15 protein-coding genes are annotated in these 20,106 nt (G+C 59.8%); 10 read left to right on the forward strand and 5 right to left on the reverse strand.

Annotation, left to right across the window (positions count from 1 at the left end; all coding sequences use genetic code 11):
• Positions 1-52 precede the first annotated feature (52 nt).
• On the forward strand, positions 53-1,513 hold the full coding sequence (gene selO / locus BMZ32_RS05290) for a protein adenylyltransferase SelO (RefSeq protein ID WP_090240311.1): 1,461 nt from the start codon (positions 53-55) through the stop codon (positions 1,511-1,513).
• Between the two features lie 73 nt (positions 1,514-1,586).
• Here selO and BMZ32_RS05295 read toward each other — a convergent pair whose 3' ends face one another.
• A complete protein-coding gene (locus BMZ32_RS05295; protein ID WP_090240314.1) occupies positions 1,587-2,282 on the reverse strand; it encodes an aspartate/glutamate racemase family protein in 696 nt (231 codons plus the stop codon).
• Between the two features lie 189 nt (positions 2,283-2,471).
• Between BMZ32_RS05295 and BMZ32_RS05300 the strand changes: the two genes are divergently transcribed.
• From BMZ32_RS05300 to BMZ32_RS05325, 6 genes are all read left to right on the forward strand, one after another.
• On the forward strand, positions 2,472-4,316 hold the full coding sequence (locus BMZ32_RS05300; protein ID WP_341862435.1) for an SLC13 family permease: 1,845 nt from the start codon (positions 2,472-2,474) through the stop codon (positions 4,314-4,316).
• A gap of 110 nt (positions 4,317-4,426) precedes the next feature.
• Complete coding sequence (locus tag BMZ32_RS05305) at positions 4,427-5,707, forward strand: bifunctional O-acetylhomoserine aminocarboxypropyltransferase/cysteine synthase (protein WP_090240317.1); 1,281 nt, start codon at positions 4,427-4,429, stop codon at positions 5,705-5,707.
• 70 nt (positions 5,708-5,777) lie between these two features.
• Positions 5,778-6,212: a thioredoxin TrxC gene (trxC, locus tag BMZ32_RS05310; RefSeq protein WP_090240318.1), complete on the forward strand. Its 435-nt coding sequence runs from the start codon at positions 5,778-5,780 to the stop codon at positions 6,210-6,212.
• A gap of 95 nt (positions 6,213-6,307) precedes the next feature.
• Positions 6,308-6,751 carry a YiiD C-terminal domain-containing protein gene (locus tag BMZ32_RS05315; protein ID WP_090240320.1) on the forward strand — a complete coding sequence of 148 codons (444 nt, stop codon included), beginning with the start codon at positions 6,308-6,310 and terminating at the stop codon, positions 6,749-6,751.
• Between the two features lie 87 nt (positions 6,752-6,838).
• Positions 6,839-7,639: a universal stress protein gene (locus tag BMZ32_RS05320; RefSeq protein WP_090240321.1), complete on the forward strand. Its 801-nt coding sequence runs from the start codon at positions 6,839-6,841 to the stop codon at positions 7,637-7,639.
• 52 nt (positions 7,640-7,691) lie between these two features.
• Positions 7,692-8,507: a substrate-binding periplasmic protein gene (locus tag BMZ32_RS05325; protein ID WP_090240322.1), complete on the forward strand. Its 816-nt coding sequence runs from the start codon at positions 7,692-7,694 to the stop codon at positions 8,505-8,507.
• Positions 8,508-8,517: 10 nt separating this feature from the next.
• Here BMZ32_RS05325 and BMZ32_RS05330 read toward each other — a convergent pair whose 3' ends face one another.
• Positions 8,518-9,291, reverse strand: coding sequence for a ParA family protein (locus BMZ32_RS05330; protein WP_090240323.1), 774 nt, complete (start codon positions 9,289-9,291; stop codon positions 8,518-8,520).
• A 202-nt stretch (positions 9,292-9,493) separates the two neighbouring features.
• Between BMZ32_RS05330 and BMZ32_RS05335 the strand changes: the two genes are divergently transcribed.
• Together BMZ32_RS05335 and BMZ32_RS05340 are read left to right on the forward strand one after the other, a co-directional pair.
• Positions 9,494-9,922, forward strand: coding sequence for a hypothetical protein (locus BMZ32_RS05335; protein ID WP_090240325.1), 429 nt, complete (start codon positions 9,494-9,496; stop codon positions 9,920-9,922).
• A 136-nt stretch (positions 9,923-10,058) separates the two neighbouring features.
• Positions 10,059-11,600, forward strand: a complete 1,542-nt coding sequence (locus BMZ32_RS05340) for an HAL/PAL/TAL family ammonia-lyase (protein WP_090240327.1) — start codon at positions 10,059-10,061, stop codon at positions 11,598-11,600.
• A 267-nt stretch (positions 11,601-11,867) separates the two neighbouring features.
• On the opposite strand, the gene hemE is transcribed toward BMZ32_RS05340, so the two are convergent.
• Positions 11,868-12,935: a uroporphyrinogen decarboxylase gene (hemE, locus tag BMZ32_RS05345; RefSeq protein ID WP_090240328.1), complete on the reverse strand. Its 1,068-nt coding sequence runs from the start codon at positions 12,933-12,935 to the stop codon at positions 11,868-11,870.
• A gap of 296 nt (positions 12,936-13,231) precedes the next feature.
• On the opposite strand from hemE, the gene BMZ32_RS05350 reads away from it, so the two are divergent.
• Positions 13,232-13,993: a COG4705 family protein gene (locus tag BMZ32_RS05350; protein WP_090240330.1), complete on the forward strand. Its 762-nt coding sequence runs from the start codon at positions 13,232-13,234 to the stop codon at positions 13,991-13,993.
• 114 nt (positions 13,994-14,107) lie between these two features.
• Here the strand turns inward: BMZ32_RS05350 and BMZ32_RS05355 are convergent, their stop codons facing one another.
• Both BMZ32_RS05355 and gltB read right to left on the reverse strand, forming a co-directional pair.
• Positions 14,108-15,526 (reverse strand): FAD-dependent oxidoreductase, encoded by a 1,419-nt coding sequence (locus tag BMZ32_RS05355; RefSeq protein ID WP_090240332.1) that lies wholly within the window; start codon positions 15,524-15,526, stop codon positions 14,108-14,110.
• A gap of 34 nt (positions 15,527-15,560) precedes the next feature.
• Entirely contained in the window at positions 15,561-20,009 is a 4,449-nt protein-coding gene (gene gltB, locus BMZ32_RS05360) for a glutamate synthase large subunit (protein WP_090240333.1), read from the reverse strand.
• Positions 20,010-20,106 lie beyond the last annotated feature (97 nt).

Consider the following 20,106-nt stretch of genomic DNA (forward strand, 5'->3'; position numbering starts at 1 on the left):
GGGCCTGAACCCTCATCGCTGCCGGGCCGTTCTGCCCGGCTGGAGCCTGACCGTGAAGTCGCTCATCGAGCTGCAGTTTGACAACCGTTTCGCCCGCCTCGGCGACGCCTTTTCCAGCGACGTATTGCCCGAGCCGATCGCCGAGCCGCGCCTAGTAGTGGCCAGCGCAGCGGCCATGGCGTTGCTCGATCTCGACCCAAGTGAGGCCGACAGCGCGGTGTTTGCGCAGATATTCAGTGGGCACAAACTCTGGAGCACGGCCGAGCCGCGCGCCATGGTCTATTCCGGGCATCAGTTTGGCGGCTACAACCCGCGCTTAGGCGATGGCCGCGGCCTGCTGCTGGGTGAAGTAGTCAACGACGCCGGCGACTACTGGGACTTGCATCTAAAAGGCGCGGGGCAGACGCCTTACTCGCGCATGGGCGATGGCCGCGCGGTGCTGCGCTCATCGATCCGCGAGTTTCTCGCCAGCGAACACCTGCATGCCCTCGGTATTCCCAGCTCGCGCGCGCTGTGTGTGACCGGTTCCAGCACGCCGGTGTGGCGCGAAAAACAGGAAAGCGCGGCCATGGTCCTGCGTTTGGCGCCCAGCCATGTGCGCTTCGGCCACTTCGAATACTTCTATTACACCCAGCAGCATGACCAGCTGAAGCAACTGGCCGAACACGTGCTGCACAGCCACTACGCTGAATGCCTGCAGCAAGAACTGCCGTACCTGGCGATGTTCCGCGAAATCGTCGAACGCAACGCCACCCTGATCGCTTACTGGCAGGCCTACGGTTTCTGCCATGGGGTGATGAACACCGACAACATGTCGATCCTCGGCATCACCTTCGACTACGGCCCCTATGCCTTCCTCGATGACTTCGACGCCCAGCACATCTGCAACCACTCGGATGACACAGGCCGCTATAGCTTCAGCAATCAGGTGCCCATCGCCCAATGGAACCTCGCCGCCCTCGGCCAAGCGCTAGTGCCACTGGTTGAAGTCGACGTCCTACGCGAAAGCCTCAGCCTGTTTCTGCCGCTGTATCAAGCGCATTACCTTGACTTAATGCGCAAACGCTTGGGCCTGCTAAGCGCCGATGCCGGCGACGAGGCCTTGGTGCAACGCCTGCTGCAACTGATGCAAAGCAGCGCGGTGGATTACAACCTGTTCTTCCGTGAGCTGGGAGACAGCCCGGCGGCTGAGGCGGTGGCACGCCTGCGCGACGACTTTACCGACCTGGCGAGCTTCGATGCCTGGGCCGCCGACTACCTGGTACGCAGCGCTCAAGATGGCGACGAGCAAACCCAGCGCCGTACGCGCATGCACGCGGTCAACCCCAAATACATTCTGCGCAACTACCTGGCGCAAGACGCAATCGCGGCCGCCGAACAGGGCAACTATGCCCCGGTGCGTGAACTGCATCAGGTGCTGTCACAGCCCTTCGACGAGCAGCCGGGCTTTGAGCGCTACGCCCAGCGCCCACCGGAGTGGGGCAAGCATCTGGAAATCAGCTGTTCATCCTGAGCAGAACCATAAGGTGAATGACGCCTTTTTCAGCCACCAACTCCCCCGGTGGATGGATAGAGCGTCATCCACCCTACGAACCCAGCAGCCACTCTAGCCCCATCGCCACATGTACCTCGGCGCTGTCGAGCAACGGCAGCGGCGCGTCTACGCCCTCCAGCAACAAGCCGATTTCAGTGCAGCCAAGAATCGCCACTTCGGCACCTTGCTCACGCAGCGTGCGCAAGCACGCCAAATAGAAATCGCGGGCCGGCGGCAGAAACTGGCCTTGGCACAGTTCGGCAAAGATCACCCGGTCGATCTCGCTCATCTGCACCGGCGCTGGGGTGATGACCTCAATCGCAAACCGCTCAGCCAAACGCTGACGATAGAAATCCTCCTGCATGGTAAAGCGCGTACCGAGCAGGGCTGCGCGTTGCACGCCTTGGCGCTGCAACGCCTGACCGACGGCATCACCGATATGCAACAAGGGGATATCCACGGCGGCTTCTAGCGCGGGCGCGACTTTATGCATAGTGTTGGTCGCCAGCAGTAAGGCTGTCGCGCCGGCCTGCTGCAACCCCTGCGCAGCCCTGGCCAAGAGCTCGCCCGCAGCGGCCCAGTCGCCGCGTCGTTGCAGCTCAGCGATTTCGGCAAAATTCACTGAGTGCAAAAGCAGCGGTGCCGAGTGCAAACCACCCAAGCGCTCGCGCACGCCCTGATTGAGTAAGCGGTAATAGCTGGCCGTGGACTCCCAGCTCATGCCGCCCAAGATGCCTAACTGACGCATGCCACCTCCTTCGCCGCAAAGTTCTCAGCCTAATCCGCCGGCGCGTCATGGCACAGGCACAGTGCACGGTAGAGCGGCCCGTACAGCTTTATTCATTAAGCCGAAAAGGCATATAAACCTTCCCAAACATTCTTAGACTCTCTAAGCAGCAACCCTTATCTTCTGCGCCTGCGTGGCCAGACCCTCTGGATTTACCGCGCCCGAAACCTCACTCGAGATTCGCCGCTAAGGATGTCAATGTTCTGGGACTCGCTGCCACTGCCCTTGCTGTTTGTCGGCGCCCTGCTGGTTTGGGTGCTGTACGCCTTTGTGCGGGAGAAGTGGAGCCCAGATATCGTCGCGGCTATCGCGGTCGCTGCGCTGTTGATTACCCAACTGTTGACCCCTGCAGAAGTGCTCAGCGTGCTGAGCAACTCGGCCCCGGTGACCATCGCCTGCATGTTCGTGCTATCCGCTGCGCTGGAACGCACCGGCTGCATCGATGCCCTCGGCAACTGGCTGGGCGATCTGGTCGGTACCAGCCCAATCCGCGTGCTGACGGGCCTGACCATTACCGCATTGGTGATCTCAGCCTTTCTCAACAACACCCCGGTGGTGGCTATTCTCACGCCGGTGGCGATCTCCCTGGCCCGACGCGCCGGCACGCTGCCGTCGAAACTGCTGATCCCGCTGTCCTACGCCACCATCCTCGGCGGCACCCTGACTATGATCGGCACCTCGACCAACATCTTGGTTGACGGTGTGGCGCGCAAGGCCGGCTTAGAGCCTTTCGGTATGTTTGAAATCACCGGCGCCGGGCTGATTCTCGCCACCGCCGGCATGGCCTATTTGCTGACCATTGGCCGGCACTTATTGCCTGATCGCGAGACGCTGTCCAAGCAGCTACGCCCGGACCTGGCGCGCACCTTTATGACCGAGCTGCTGGTGCCGCACGACTCGCCGGTGATCGGCAAAACCCTGCACGAAGCCAACCTCAACGGCGGCAGCGGGTTAAAGGTACTGAAAATATTCCGCGATGAGCAGCAGCTCACCGAACCCAGCAACGACACCCAACTGCTGGCCGGCGATCAACTGGTGCTGCACGGCCAGGTCAAGGATGTGGTCGAGCTGCGCGAAAGCGGCCACCTGATTTTCAACCGCAGTGATGCGTTTGAAACCATCAGCAGCCACGACGTGATCCTCGCCGAGGCCATCGTTGGGCGTAACTCACGCTACAGCCATCGGCCGATGCGCGACCTCGACCTCACCGCGCGCTATGGCATCGCCGTACTCGCCGTGCACCGTCAGGATGAGAACACCCAAGGCAACCTCGATGACTTCGAGTTGCAGTTCGGTGATGTGATGCTGGTGGAAGGCACGCCGACGCAGATTAAGCGCTTTGCCGACAACGGTGAACTGATCAGCCTCAACGCCGTGCAGGAACGCGCCTTCCGCCGCGACAAGGCACCGATTGCCATTATCGCCACCTTGGCCGTGATGCTGATGGCCGCTTTGGGCGTGATGCCGATCGAAGGCCTGGCGATCATCGGTGCGGTGACCGTACTGGCGACCCGCTGCCTGGACGTGGAAGACGCCTACAAGGCCGTGGACTGGAAGATCCTCAGCCTGATCTTCGGCATGCTGGCCATCAGCATCGCCATGGACAAGGTTGGTTTGGTCAAGCTACTGGTGGAGAACACCATGACCCTGATGCCCTGGGCCGGCCCGCTACTGATGTTGTCGTTTATTTACCTGTTCACCTCGATCCTCACCGAAATGCTTTCGAACAATGCCGTGGCGGTATTGGTCACGCCCATCGCCATCGGCGTCGCTCAACACCTGGGCGTCGACCCGCGCGCCTTTGTGGTGGCGGTGATGTTTGCGGCCAGCGCCAGCTTCGCCACGCCTATCGGCTACCAGACCAACACCTTCGTCTACAACGCCGGCGGCTATCGCTTCACCGACTTTATGAAGGTCGGCATCCCGCTGAATATCATCCTGTGGATCGTCGCCAGCTTTGTCATCCCCTGGTTCTGGCCCTTAGTGCCGGTCTAAAGCAGGCATTCAGTCCGCAAAGGCCCGTTTCATTGCGCTGGCGCATTGACCGGGCATGGCGGCTTTAGCCATGCTGCAAGCCTTGCCATCTGCCCTGAAGGAACGCGCGAATGAAATTGGAAACCCTGGCCATCCACGCCGGCTATAGCCCAGACCCCACCACCAAGGCGGTGGCGGTGCCAATCTACCAGACCAGCTCCTTTGCTTTCGACGACACCCAACACGGGGCAGACCTGTTCGACCTCAAGGTCGCGGGCAACATCTATTCGCGGATCATGAACCCGACCAACGCCGTGCTTGAAGAGCGTGTAGCCGCACTGGAAGGTGGCGTTGGTGCACTGGCCGTGGCGTCGGGCATGGCCGCTATCACCTATGCCATCCAGACCGTGGCCGAGGTCGGCGATAACATCGTCTCAGTGGCTAAGCTCTACGGCGGCACCTACAACCTGTTGGCGCACACCCTGCCGCGCTTCGGCATCCAGACGCGCTTTGCCGCCCATGACGACATCGCTGCCCTGGAAGCGCTGATCGATGACAAAACCAAGGCGGTGTTCTGCGAATCGATCGGCAACCCAGCCGGCAACATCGTTGACCTCGCCGCCCTGGCCGAGGCCGCACACCGCCACGGCGTTCCGCTGATCGTCGACAACACGGTGGCCACGCCGATGCTCTGTCGGCCATTCGAGCATGGCGCGGATATCGTCGTGCACTCATTGACCAAGTACATCGGCGGCCACGGCACCAGCATCGGCGGCATCGTCGTCGATTCCGGCAAATTCCCCTGGGCCGATAATAAAGAACGCTTTGCGCTGCTCAACACACCAGACCCGTCCTACCACGGCGTGACCTACACCGAAGCGTTCGGCCCAGCGGCCTTTATCGGCCGCTGCCGCGTGGTGCCGCTACGCAATACCGGTGCAGCACTGTCGCCATTCAACGCCTTCCTGATCCTGCAAGGCCTGGAAACTCTGGCCCTACGCATGGAGCGCCACTGCGAGAACGCGCTGAAAGTAGCGCACTACCTGCACAATCATCCGCAAGTGGCTTGGGTTAAATACGCCGGCTTACCGGATCACCCTGAGCACGCATTGGCGCAGAAATATTGCGCGGGTAAACCGGCCTCTATCCTGTCGTTCGGCATTGTTGGCGGGCAGGAAGCAGGGGCACGTTTTATCGATGCACTCAAGCTGGTGGTGCGCTTGGTCAATATCGGTGATGCCAAATCACTGGCCTGCCACCCGGCCTCGACCACTCACCGCCAACTGAATGACGAAGAGTTGGAGCGCGCCGGCGTTCCGCGTGACATGGTGCGGCTGTCCATTGGCATCGAACACAGCGACGACATTCTTGCCGACCTCAGCCAGGCATTGCAGGCGGCGCAAATCATCTAAGCAGACACGCCGCACTTGATATCTGCGCCGGCGACTCCAGATTAGAACTATCCCGAATCTGGAGTCGCCCATGTCCAACCCTCTGTTGATCCCTTGCCCGCACTGCAACGGCCTCAATCGCATTCCAGCCGAACGCTTGAGCGATGCGCCGCGCTGTGGCCGCTGCAAATCCGAGGTACTTCCGAGCGTGCCCTTCGCGCTGAACCAGGCCAGCTTCGCCGCGCAGAACAAAGGCGACCTGCCCTTACTGATTGATGTCTGGGCCAGTTGGTGTGGGCCATGCCGCAGTTTCGCGCCAATCTTTGCGCAGGCTGCCGGCCAGCTGCAAGGCCGCTGCCGCTTGGCGAAACTGGACAGCGAAGCCAACCCGCAACTGTCCACCGAGATGGGCATCCGCTCGATCCCCAGCCTGATCCTGCTTAAGGGCGGCGTAGAGATCGCCCGCCAGAGCGGCGCACTGCCGTTGCCGCAACTACTCGGCTGGCTGCGCGAGCAGGGCATCTGAGCGAATCGGTCAACCCGGCAACGAACACCCGGTCATTTCCCCCACCACCGGGCAACCTTTAGGCTGGCTGCACAACCCTCTCTGTGGAGCCAGCCATGTCGATGCCCCTTGAATTGGTACGCCAACTCACCGAAGAACAGATCGCCTTCGTCCACCGCAGCGGCCTTAAAGCCGAGGCGCTTGAACCCGGCTATGTACGCCTGTGTATGCCGCTTACTGGCAACCAGAACCACATTGGCAGCATGTACGCCGGTGCACTGTTCACCCTGGCGGAAATACCCGGTGGCGCATTGTTCCTCACCAGCTTCGACGCCCAGCGGTTCTATCCCATCATTAAGGAAATGAACCTGCGCTTTCGCCGCCCGGCCACCGGCGATATTCGCGTCGAGGCGCGCCTTAGCAAGGAGGAAATCCAACACCTACAAAAACAGGCAACAGATGAAGGCAAAGCTGAGTACGCTTTAGAGTTGCAGATGACCGACGACAGTGGTGAAGTAGTGGCCCAGAGTCGTGGCGTGTACCAATTGCGCGCACGCTGACGCAGACCTTGCCCTAGGTCAAAAGTCCAGCTATGACTTGAGGTCAGAATAAATATGCCGACATGCATCGGCAGGAGATCGTCGCTCATGCCCCGTCATATCCTTATTGCCCACGACCTGCGCGACACCGCCGATATGGCGCTGTGCCGCGCCGCACAACTGGCCAACCAGTTCAACGCCAAACTGACCTTGCTGCACGTGCTCGATCCGAGCAAAACCAGCCAGGAACAGGAACAGGCCAAACAGGCACTGGACCGCAGCTTGACCCAATATGCCCCCGCAGGCACTCAGCTGCTGATCCGCACGGGCAGCAAGCCCTCGGACACGGTGCTGCAACAGCTTAATGAGCTGGGCTGCGACCTACTGGTACTCGGCGGCCATCACCAGCGTCATGACTTCTTCTCCGGCACCAGCCTCGACCGCATCGCGCGTAACTGCCCGGTGCCATTACTGCTGGTGGCACGTAATAACTCACGCCCATATGAGCGCGCCCTGGCCGCCATCGACTTCTCGCTGTGCGCTTGCAGCGCCCTCGGTCAGGCGTATCGTCTGCTGCCAGAAACCGCCAACTTGCATGCCCTGCACGTGTTCGAGCCAGACAAAGGCACCGCCAAGCAGGTCGAAGCGCAACTGACCACGCAGAAAGCCTTGATCAACCAGCTGCTGGAAGATGAAGCACAAAATCTGCCGGAAAAGGGCCCGACCCTAAACCACTCGGTAGAGCAAGGCGGCATTCTTCGCTGCCTGCAAGCCCACCTGAAAAGCACCAACACCGAACTGCTAGTACTCGGCAGCCACGGCCGCAGCGCATTGTCGCAAGCTCTACTTGGCAGCCTGGCCCAGCACTTTCTACACAAGGCCCCCTGCGACATCTACGTAGTGCGCTGAAGACTGTAAGCCCATGACTGTCCCTGCTGCCTAGCGCCAAAGGACTCAAAGCATGAGGACCAAAAAACCGCCCGCCATAATCTCCCTGAACCGAGTACAAGTGCTGCTCGGTTTTACTCTATGGTTGCTGGCCGCATACCCTGCGCAAGCGCGGCCCCTGAATATTGTCACCATTGACATACCGCCATTCGGCATGGCGCTTGCGGATGGTCAGCCGCACGGCATCATGTACGAAATCAGCAACCGCATCGCCGCCCAGGCAGGCTTTGCCTCACACAATATGCTGCTGCCATATGCACGCACGGTCATTGAGCTGAAACATGGCCGCGCCGACTTCGTGCTGCGCTTTGATAACGACGCCCTGGACCAGGCTGCGATCAAAGTAGCCCCGATATTTCCACTGCGCGTGATTGTGCTGGGTGCAGCCGGTGCTCAGCTGCACAGCCTTAGCGACATGCATGGTCTAATGATTGGGGTTATGCGCGACGGCCGTTTCAACGATGCATTCGCGGCTGACGTGGCCATCGGCAAATACCCGATCAGCAACTACGAACAAGGCTTATCAATGGTGGTCAGCGGCCGCCTGGACGGTTTAATCGGCTCTGACCTGGGTATTTACACCGTTGCGGAAGGCATGGGGCTGACCCAGGAGCAGTTCTCCCAGCCACTGGTATTGGGCGAGCAGTACTTCTGGTTGTTTTATTCCCGCAGGACCGCAGACGATGTGACCCTAGAACGACTGAAGAAGGCAGTGGACGAACTGCGTAAAAAGCAGGTGTTTGCCGAGGTCGTTCAGCGCCACGCACGCTTAACCTACCTGCCGAAAGGGTTCGCGCCACCGTCATCGAATGACTCACCGCCGCGTTAGCCGGGCTCGCTTATGGCGCAGCCTCAAGCAGGTCGTGCAACTCCACAAACTGCTGGGTCAGTTTGTGGTTGCGGTCCAGGTAAATCAGTGGCGTGCAGGCCTGATGCGATTCGCGCATCTTCACCGAACTCATCAGGTTGACCGGCAGCACTGGTAAGCCCTCGGCAAGTAACTCATTAAGCAGCTGCTGCGGCAGCGTGGCGCGCGGCTGAAACTGGTTAACCACGATGCCTTCGACCTCAAGACCCTCGTTGTGGTCTTCCTTGAGTTCTTCGATTTCCCGCAGCAGGCCATACAGCGCCTGACGCGAGAAACTGTCGCAGTCAAAGGGAATGAGCACACGGTCCGCCGCGATCAACGCCGAAACAGTATAGAAATTCAGCGCTGGCGGGGTGTCTAGGTAGATCCGTTCGTAATCCTCGCTGAGATCTTCGAGCAGCTTTCGCAGCTTGTTGATCTTGTGTTTCTGCTCCAGCTTGGGCTGGAGGTCAGCCAACTCGGCGGTAGCAGTGATCACATGCAGGTTATCGAACGGCGTTTCATAGATGTCCACGCTGCCTTTCTTGCCAAATGGCGCAGAAGACAGGCTGTTCTTGAAGAACTCGGCAATGCCCATGGGAATGTCATCGCCGGTCAGGCCAGTAAGGTAGTGGGTCGAGTTCGCCTGGGCATCCAAGTCGATCAGCAGCGTGCGATAGCCTTGGGAGGCACTGACCGCAGCCAGGTTACAGGCAATGCTGGACTTACCCACTCCGCCCTTCTGATTGAAGATCACACGCCGCATAAAACACTCTCCCTGAATCCCACATAAACCCCGAAATGGGCTTGGATTCTATGCAAAAAAACCGTCAGTTGGACGAACAATTAAATACCTAACCAAGCGCTACCCATAAGAGCCCGCAATACAGGCAAAAAGCCATCTCACCATGCTAATCTCCGCCGTCGCTTTGCGGCGGCAGGATTACCAACAAAAACATGGAGTTAGTATGAGCATCAAACATTTACTCGCAGCAGCCAGCGTGTTGCTGCTCTGCACAGGCTGTGCATCCGGCCTCAATTCGCATCAGCAAGCTGAACTCAAGCATTTTGAAGCGCGCGGTCAAGCCGTTGAAGAAAAGAATCCGGGGCTTGGTGCGGCGCTGGGCATTCTTCCAGGAGGTGGTTCGTTCTATGGTCGCGAATATGGCTTCGGTATCGTCAACTTGTTGCTCTGGCCGATTTCAATCCTTTGGGACCCGGTCAGCGGTTTTGACGCTGCGCAATCGATTAACTATCAAGCGACCAAAGCACACCTTCACAACCAGTATGAGCGTGAGCTGAATGGCCTGGATGAACAACTGCAGACTGGGCAGATCGACATTACTCAATACACACTCAGCAAGCGCAAAGTCGATCAGAAATATCGCTATAACTGATTAACCCCTACAGAATAAATAAGGGCCGCATCTGCGGCCCTTATTTATTCTGTAGAAATACTTCGCAGACCAGTTCACCCGGGCGGCCTGGATGCGCGCCTACAATGGTTCAATTTCTACCCGCTCTGGAATGAATATGACGACATATCAGCCTGATCCTATCGTGTTTGGCGAATGCCCCCTGAGCATAGAGCAGGTAGTCGCCCTGGCCAGCCGTAGCGCCGCGCCGCAGCTGCAAAACGATGCCGCCTACCGCGAAAAAATCGCCAAAGGCGCACGTTTCCTAGAGAGCCTGCTGGACAAGGAAGGCGTGATTTACGGCGTCACCACCGGTTATGGCGACTCCTGCGTGGTGGCCGTGCCACTGCATCAGGTCGAGGCACTGCCGCGCCACCTCTATACCTTCCACGGTTGCGGCCTGGGCAAACTGCTGGATGAGCCCGCCACTCGCGCCGTGCTCGCGGCGCGCTTGCAGTCACTTTGCCAGGGCGTCTCTGGGGTACGCGTTGAGCTGCTCGAACGCCTGCAGGCATTTCTCGAATATGACGTACTGCCGCTGATCCCGGAAGAAGGCTCGGTGGGCGCCAGCGGCGATTTGACGCCGCTGTCCTACGTGGCTGCCACCCTCAGCGGCGAGCGTGAGGTGATGTACAAGGGGGAGCATCGTAGCGCTGCCGAGGTGCACGCCGAGCTGGGCTGGTCGCCGCTGACCCTGCGCCCGAAAGAAGCCCTGGCATTGATGAATGGTACGGCGGTGATGACCGCCCTGGCCTGCCAGGCGTTCTCCCGCGCCGAGTACCTACTCAAGCTGGCCACGCGCATCACCGCGCTCAATGTGGTGGCGCTGGAAGGCAACCCGGAGCATTTCGACGAACGTCTGTTCGCCGCCAAGCCGCATCCGGGGCAGATGCAGGTTGCTACCTGGCTGCGTCAGGACCTGGCCATCGATGCACCGACCTCGCCACTGCACCGCCTGCAGGATCGCTACTCGCTGCGCTGCGCGCCCCATGTACTCGGCGTGCTGGCCGACAGCTTGGGGCTGCTCCGGCAGTTCATCGAGACCGAACTGAACAGCGCCAACGACAACCCGCTGATCGATGCCGAAGCCGAACGCGTGCTGCACGGCGGGCACTTCTATGGTGGGCATATCGCCTTCGCCATGGACAGTCTGAAGAACTTGGTGGGTAACGTTGCCGACCTGCTCGACCGCCAGCTCGCCCTGCTGGTCGACACCCGCTATAACCATGGTCTGCCGAGCAACCTGTCCGGTGCACCGAGCGTCAGTGCGATGATCAACCACGGCTTCAAAGCCGTGCAGATCGGCACCAGCGCCTGGACTGCCGAAGCGCTGAAAAACACCATGCCGGCCAGCGTGTTCTCGCGCTCCACCGAGTGCCACAACCAGGACAAGGTGAGCATGGGCACCATCGCCGCCCGCGATGCCCTGCGCAGCCTGGAGCTGACCGAGCAGGTCGCCGCCGCCGCCCTGCTGGCGGCCAACCAAGGTGTGTGGTTGCGCCAGCGCGACGGCAAGATCGACATCCCCGCGCCAGTTGTCGCCATGCGCGAGCAGCTGGCCGTGGACTTCCATCCGGTCATCGAAGACCGCGCCCTGGAAGCCGAGCTGCGCCTGTGCCTGGTACGTATCCGCGCACAACACTGGAGGCTCTATGCGTAGCAAAGACCTATTGCAAAGCGAGACCCAATGATCTCTGCCGTTCTTCGACGTCGACATCATGGAGGTGGCCTGGCACGGCCACTGCGTCAAATACGCCGAGGAAGCGCGATATAGGCTGCGCCTGAAAAGATATGGATAAAACAAAGGCCGCGACTGCGGCCTTTGTTTTAAGCGGGGTTATCTAAGAGCTCGCTTCAGCGTTACCTAGCTGGTGCGAGCGGGTATTTAATACCGCCTCGCCGAGGCGCAGCAGATACGAGACCGTTTCTAGACGTGGTACTGCGCCGACAACTCATGCACCGCTTCAAAGAAAGCGCCGGCATGCGCCGGGTCGACTTCAGGGGTGATGCCATGGCCAAGGTTGAACACCTGACCGTTGCCATGGCCATAAGCGGCGAGGATGCGCCCGACTTCGGCGCGGATCGCCGCCGGGTTGGCATACAACACGCTCGGGTCCATGTTGCCCTGCAGGGCCACTTTATCGCCGACGCGGGCGCGGGCGCTGCCGATATCGCAGGTCCAGTCCAGGCCCAGGGCTTCAGCACCAGTATCAGCCATGGACTCCAGCCATAGACCGCCACCCTTAGTGAACAGGATCACCGGCACGCGGCGACCGTCATGCTCGCGGATCAAACCGTCGACGATCTTTTGCATATAGGCCAGGGAAAACTCCTGATAGGCCGCAGCGGACAACGAACCACCCCAGGAATCAAAAATCTGCACCGCTTGCGCGCCGGCCTTGATCTGGCCGTTGAGGTAGGCGGTAACCGACTGTGCCAGCTTGTCGAGCAACGCATGCATGGCCTGCGGGTTGTCGTAGAGCATGGCCTTGGATTTGCGAAAATCCTTTGAGGAGCCGCCTTCGACCATATAAGTCGCCAACGTCCACGGGCTGCCGGAGAAACCAATCAAGGGCACGCGGCCATTCAGCTCGCGGCGAATGGTGCGTACGGCGTCCATCACATAACCCAGGTCCTGCTCGGGATCGGGGATCGGCAAGGCTTCGATGTCGGCCATGGAGCTGATGACTTTATTGAAACGCGGGCCTTCGCCGGTTTCAAAATACAGGCCTTGGCCCATAGCATCGGGAATGGTCAGGATGTCCGAGAACAGAATCGCCGCATCCAGCTGTGGGTAACGATCCAGCGGCTGCAGGGTGACCTCGCAGGCCATCTCAGGATTCTTCATCAGCTTGACGAAATTACCCGCCTTGGCGCGGGTGGCACGGTACTCCGGCAGGTAACGACCGGCCTGGCGCATCATCCACACCGGGGTGACGTCGACAGGTTGCTTGAGCAGGGCGCGAAGGAAACGGTCGTTCTTCAAGACGGTCATGGCTGCATCCGACAAAAAGTGTGGGCACCTAGCACTGTGAACCGCCCGCAATACGGGGGAAGTCCACCGCCCATAGGCGAAAAGATGCGCCATTGTCGCAAAGCGCATAACAAAAGGCACGGCGGCGGCCATGGGTTTTATCCATTGCGACGATTTGCCTCGCCGTGCGGCCTAGTGAAATAAGCAAAGAGCCGCGGTAAATAACGAATCGCTGATGAGTTCTTAACACCTTTTTCACGTCTGCGACCCTACTTTGACAACCGTCTTCCCCCTCCCTTGCCTGACGGACACCGACAATGAACAAACTGCCTGCCATCACCCTGAGCTTCTGGGTGATGAAGATTTGCGCCACGACACTGGGCGAAACCGCCGGGGACCTGCTGTCCATGACCCTGGATGTCGGCTATGCCCTGAGCTCGCTGATTCTTATCAGCCTGTTTTTGCTCACCCTGATCGGCCAGCTTCGTGCACGCAGCTACAACCCGGCGCTGTACTGGACGGTGATTCTGGCCACCAGCACTGCCGGCACCACCATTTCCGACTTTATGGACCGCACCTTGGGCCTGGGCTACGCCACCGGCTCGGCGCTGCTGGTGACGTTATTGGCAGGCATTTTCACAATCTGGTACATGAGCGAAAAATCCCTGTCGGTTGACCATATCGATAGCCGCCGAGGTGAGCTGTTCTACTGGGTGGCGATTCTGTTTTCCAACACCCTGGGCACCGCGCTCGGCGATTACCTGGCCGACGACTCGGGCCTGGGCTTTGCAGGCGGTGCGCTGTTGATCGGCAGCCTGATTGCGGTGGTAGTCGTGGCTAAATACGTGACCCGTATTTCACACGTTGTGTTGTTCTGGCTGGCATTTGTGCTGACCCGACCATTTGGCGCGACCCTGGGCGACTTCCTCAGCAAGCCGCTGGATCACGGCGGCCTGGGCTTTGGCACGGTAGGCTCGTCCGCCGCGCTGGCAATTACCTTGGTCATGTTGGTCGCTGGCGCGGTATGGAGCACCCGCCGCTTAAGAGCCGTGGGTTTTAGCCCCGCGCCAAGCAACTAAACCAACTCGACAGCTCAGCTACACCCGCGCTACCGCGCAGGCGTAGCGGGCAGCAGAAACAACAAAGCCAGCCCTGGGGCTGGCTTTGTGCATGACGGCCTGACGGCTCGGTGCTTACACGCCGAGGTAGTCGAGGATGCCTTCAGCCGCGTTGCGGCCTTCGAAGATCGCCGTCACCACCAAGTCAGAACCGCGGACCATGTCGCCACCGGCGAAGATCTTCGGGTTGCTGGTCTGGTGCTTGAACTGGCTCTGCTCAGGCGCCACCACACGACCTTGGCTGTCGGTGTCGATGGTGAAGTCAGTGAACCAGGCCGCTGGACTTGGACGGAAACCAAAGGCGATCAGCACGGCTTCCGCCGGGATGATTTCCTCAGAACCGGGAATCGGCTCTGGGCTGCGACGGCCGCGGGCATCCGGCTCGCCGAGACGGGTCTCGACCACCTTAACGCCTTCCACTTTATCCTCGCCAACAATGGCGATGGGCTGGCGGTTGAAGAGGAACTTCACCCCCTCTTCCTTGGCGTTCTTCACTTCCTTGCGCGAGCCCGGCATGTTTTCTTCGTCGCGGCGATAGGCGCAGGTCACGCTCTTGGCGTTCTGGCGGATGGAGGTGCGGTTGCAGTCCATCGCCGTGTCACCGCCACCGAGTACGACGATGCGCTTGCCCTTCATGTCGATGAAGTCTTCCGGCGACTTCTCGAAACCGAGGTTGCGGTTGACGTTGGCGATCAGGAAATCCAGCGCGTCATGCACACCCGGCAGGTCTTCACCGGGGAAGCCGCCCTTCATGTAGGTGTAAGTACCCATGCCCATAAACACGGCATCGTACTCATCCAGCAGCTGCTCCATGCTGATGTCTTTGCCGATTTCGGTGTTCAGACGGAACTCGACGCCCATACCGGTAAAGACTTCGCGGCGATGGCTGAGTACGGTCTTTTCCAGCTTGAACTCGGGGATGCCGAAGGTCAGTAGGCCGCCGATTTCCGGGTTCTTGTCGAACACCACCGGCGTCACACCGTTGCGCACCAGTACATCGGCACAGCCCAGACCAGCAGGGCCGGAACCGATCACCGCCACACGCTTGCCGGTTGGTACGACGCCGGACATGTCCGGACGCCAGCCCATGGCAAAGGCCGTGTCGGTGATGTACTTCTCCACCGAACCGATGGTCACCGCGCCAAAACCGTCGTTAAGGGTGCAGGCACCCTCGCACAAGCGGTCCTGCGGGCACACCCTGCCGCAGACTTCCGGCAGGGTGTTGGTCTGGTGGCTCAGTTCGGCGGCGGCGAGGATGTTGCCCTCGGACACCAGCTTCAGCCAATTGGGAATAAAGTTGTGCACTGGGCACTTCCACTCGCAATACGGGTTGCCGCAGCCCAGGCAGCGATGCGCCTGGTCCGCAGCTTGCGCCGGCTTGAAGTTGTCGTAGATCTCGACGAACTCTTTCTTCCGCTGACGCAACAGTTTCTTCTTCGGGTCTTTGCGCCCGACTTCGATGAACTGGAAGTCGTTATTCAGACGTTCAGTCATTGCAATACCTCATCAAACCACTTCGGGCGCATTCTTATTGCGGGTTGGCACGGGTGCTGGAGAGCAACGACTTCAGGCTTGCCGCCTTCGGCTTGACCAGCCAGAACTTGCGCAGGTAGTCGTCCAGGTTTTCCAGCAGGTTTTGGCCCCACTCGCTCGATGTTTCTTGCACATACTCCGTCAGCACCTGCTGCAGGTGAGTACGGTAGGCTTCCATGGCCTCGTTACTGATCCGCTGAATTTCCACCAGCTCGTGGTTTACCCGGTCGTAGAAGCTGTTGTCTTGGTCAAGCACATAGGCAAAACCACCGGTCATACCCGAGCCGAAGTTGTAGCCAGTTTTGCCCAGCACGCAGACAAAGCCGCCTGTCATGTATTCACAGCAATGGTCACCGGTACCTTCCACCACGGTATGCGCCCCGGAGTTACGCACGGCGAAGCGCTCGCCCGCAGTACCCGCGGCGAAGAGCTTGCCGCCGGTGGCGCCGTACAGGCAGGTGTTGCCAATAATGGCGCTGTCTTGGGTCTTGAACGGGCTGCCTTGCGGCGGAGTGATCACCAGCTTGCCGCCGGTCATGCCCTTGCCGACATAGTCGTTTGCGTCGCCTTGCAGGTAGAGGTTCAGACCGCCAGCGTTCCACACCCCGAAGCTCTGCCCGGCAGTGCCTTTGAAGTGGAAGGTGATCGGCGCTTTGGCCATGCCCTGGTTGCCGTGTACGCGGGCGATTTCGCCGGAGACACGGGCACCAATGGAGCGGTCGCAGTTGCAGATGTCCAGTTCGAACTCGGCACCGCTCGCCGCATCAATCGCTGGCTTGGCCATCTCGACCATCTTCTCAGCCAGCAGGCCTTGGTCGAATGGCGGGTTACGCTCAACCTGGCAGAACTGCGGCTTGTCCGCTGGAATGTGGTCGCTGCCAAGCAGCGGCGTCAGGTCCAGATGCTGCTGTTTGTCGGTCTCACCCGGCAGCATATCGAGCAGATCAGTACGTCCGATCAACTCTTCCAGGCTACGCACACCGAGCTTCGCCAGCCACTCGCGGGTTTCTTCGGCGACGTAGGTGAAGAAGTTCATCACCATTTCGACGGTACCGATGAAGTGATCCTTGCGCAGCTTGTCGTTCTGCGTCGCCACGCCGGTGGCGCAGTTGTTCAGGTGACAGATACGCAGGTACTTACAACCCAAGGCAATCATCGGTGCAGTACCGAAGCCGAAGCTCTCGGCACCAAGGATCGCGGCTTTGATAACGTCCAGGCCGGTTTTCAGGCCACCGTCAGTCTGCACCCGCACCTTGCCGCGCAGATCGTTGCCACGCAGGGTTTGGTGAGTTTCGGCCAGGCCGAGCTCCCACGGCGCGCCGGCGTACTTGATCGAGGTCAACGGCGAAGCGCCGGTACCACCGTCATAGCCGGAGATGGTGATCAGGTCAGCATAAGCCTTGGCCACACCGGCGGCGATGGTACCGACACCGGCTTCTGCAACCAGCTTGACCGACACCAGCGCAGCCGGGTTGACCTGTTTAAGGTCATAGATCAGCTGCGCCAGGTCTTCAATGGAATAAATGTCGTGGTGCGGCGGCGGCGAAATCAGGGTCACACCCGGCACGGCATAACGTAGTTTGGCAATCAGGCCGTTAACCTTACCGCCAGGCAATTGGCCACCCTCACCTGGCTTGGCGCCCTGAGCAACCTTGATCTGCAGCACTTCAGCATTGACCAGGTATTCCGGGGTCACGCCAAAACGGCCAGTAGCGACCTGCTTGATTTTTGAGCTGCGCACGGTGCCGTAACGGGCAGGGTCTTCGCCGCCCTCACCGGAGTTGGAGCGCGCGCCCAGGCGGTTCATCGCCTCGGCAATGGCTTCGTGAGCTTCCGGCGACAGCGCGCCGAGGGAAATACCGGCGGAATCGAAACGCTTGAGAATCTCACCAAGCGGTTCGATCTGCTCCAACGGCAACGGCTGATCAGCCAGTTTCAACTGCAGCAGGTCACGCAGCATCGACACCGGACGGGTATCAACCAGCGTGGTGTATTCCTTGAATTTCTCGTAGCTGCCTTGCTGCACAGCCGCCTGCAGCGTATTCACCACATCCGGGTTGTAGGCGTGGTACTCACCGCCGTAGACGAACTTAAGCAAACCACCCTGCTGGATCGACTTGCGTGCATTCCACGCCTCAGCCGCCAACAACTTCTGCTCGGCTTCGATATCGACGAAGCGCGCGCCTTTAATGCGGCTGGCCACACCACGGAAGCACAGTTCGGTGACGTTATCGGCCAGGCCGACCGCTTCAAACAGCTGCGCGCCGCGGTAAGACGCCACTGTGGAGATGCCCATCTTCGAGAGGATCTTCAGTAGGCCTTTGGAGATGCCTTTGCGGTAATACTTGAACACTTCATAGAGATCGCCCAGCACTTCGCCGGTGCGAATCAGGTCACCCAGCACTTCGTAAGCAAGGTACGGGTAGACCGCCGACGCGCCGAAGCCGAGTAACACCGCATAGTGATGCGGATCCCGCGCGGTAGCAGTCTCGACCAGAATGTTGCAATCGCAACGCAGGCCTTTCTCAGTTAGACGGTGGTGAATTGCACCGGTGACCAAAGAGGCGTGAGCCGGTAGTTTGCCCGGCGCGATATTACGGTCAGACAGCACCAGCAGCACCTTACCGGCGCGCACGGCTTCTTCAGCCTGGTCCGCCATGTTGCGCACGGCGGCTTCCAGGCCCATAGACTCGTCATAGTTCATGTCGATCAAATGACGCTCAAAACCTGGGCGATCCAGGTTCATCAATGCGCGCCACTTGGCCGGAGAGATCACCGGGCTGCTGAGAATGACCCGCACAGCATGTTCGGGTGACTCTTCGAAGATGTTGCGCTCGGCACCGAGGCAGATCTCCAGCGACATGACAATGGCTTCACGCAACGGGTCGATCGGCGGATTGGTGACCTGAGCGAACTGCTGACGGAAGTAGTCATACGGCGAACGCACGCGCTGACTGAGCACCGCCATCGGCGTGTCGTCACCCATGGAACCAACCGCTTCCTGGCCCTGCTCGCCGAGCGGACGCAGCACTTGGTCACGCTCTTCGAAGGTGACCTGGTACATCTTCATGTACTGCTTGAGCTGGCTTTGGTCGTAGAACGCCGAACCGTGGTCGCGGTCTTCCAAGGTCGCCCGAATGCGCTGGGCGCTCTTGCGCATCCACTGCTTGTAGGGGTGGCGCGACTTCAGTCGGTTGTCGATGTCGTCACTGCCGAGAATCTGCCCAGTTTCGGTGTCCACCGCCAGGATCTGCCCCGGGCCGACGCGGCCCTTGGCAAGTACATCTTCAGGCTGATAATTCCACACACCAATTTCCGAGGCGAGGGTAATGTAGCCATTCTTGGTCGTAACCCAACGCGCCGGGCGCAGGCCATTACGGTCGAGTAGGCACACCGCATGACGACCGTCGGTAAGGACCACACCGGCCGGGCCATCCCAGGGCTCCATGTGCATGGAGTTGTATTCGTAGAACGCACGCAGGTCGGCGTCCATGGTCTCAACGTTCTGCCAAGCTGGCGGAATAAGCATGCGCACGCCACGGAACAGGTCGATACCACCGGTGACCATCAGCTCGAGCATGTTGTCCATGCTCGAAGAGTCGGAACCGACTCGGTTAACCAGTGGGCCGAGGTCGTCCAGATCAAAGATCTGATCGTTGGCGAACTTCTGACGGCGTGCCTGCGCCCAATTGCGGTTACCGGTGATGGTGTTGATTTCACCGTTGTGCGCGAGAAAGCGGAACGGCTGAGCCAGCGGCCACTTCGGCAGGGTGTTGGTCGAGAAGCGCTGGTGGAATACGCAAATGGCGGTCTGCAAGCGCTCGTCACCCAGGTCCGGGTAGAACTGCTGCAGATCGGCCGGCATCATCAGGCCTTTGTAGATGATGGTCTTGTGCGAAAAGCTGCAAATGTAGTGATCGCTGTCAGCGGCGTTGGCCACGGAGGAGCGACGACGAGCACTGAACAGTTTGATCGCAAACTCCTGATCGGACAGACCTTCGCCGCCGACAAACACCTGCTCAATCTGCGGCAGGCGCTCAAGGGCAAGACGCCCGAGCACGCTGGTATCGATCGGCACTTTGCGCCAGCCAACCAGGCTCAGTCCGGCGGCTAGAATCTCGCGATTCATGTTCTCGCGGGCAGCCTCGGCTTTCACCGGGTCCTGGTTAAGGAACACCATACCGACGGCGTACTGCTTGGGCAGCTCGACGGCAAAGTGCTGCTGGGCCATGGCCCGCAGGAAAGCATCAGGCTTCTGAATCAGCAGGCCGCAACCGTCGCCGGTTTTACCGTCGGCGTTGATCCCGCCACGGTGGGTCATGCATGTCAGGGCTTCAATCGCGGTCTGCAGCAGGTGATGGCTAGCCTCACCCTGCATGTGGGCGATAAGGCCGAAGCCGCAGTTATCCTTGAACTCATCAGGACGGTACAAACCTGCTTTCATAGGGACTCTCACCAGACGGCCTTTTGCAAGGCAATTACTTTCTAATTCAATAACTTACCGTGCGCGCAGGACAAAGCACCAGCTTTGCGCAGGCGAA

The sequence above is a fragment of the Pseudomonas guineae genome (assembly GCF_900113745.1).
GTDB classification, from domain to species: Bacteria; Pseudomonadota; Gammaproteobacteria; order Pseudomonadales; family Pseudomonadaceae; genus Aquipseudomonas; species Aquipseudomonas guineae.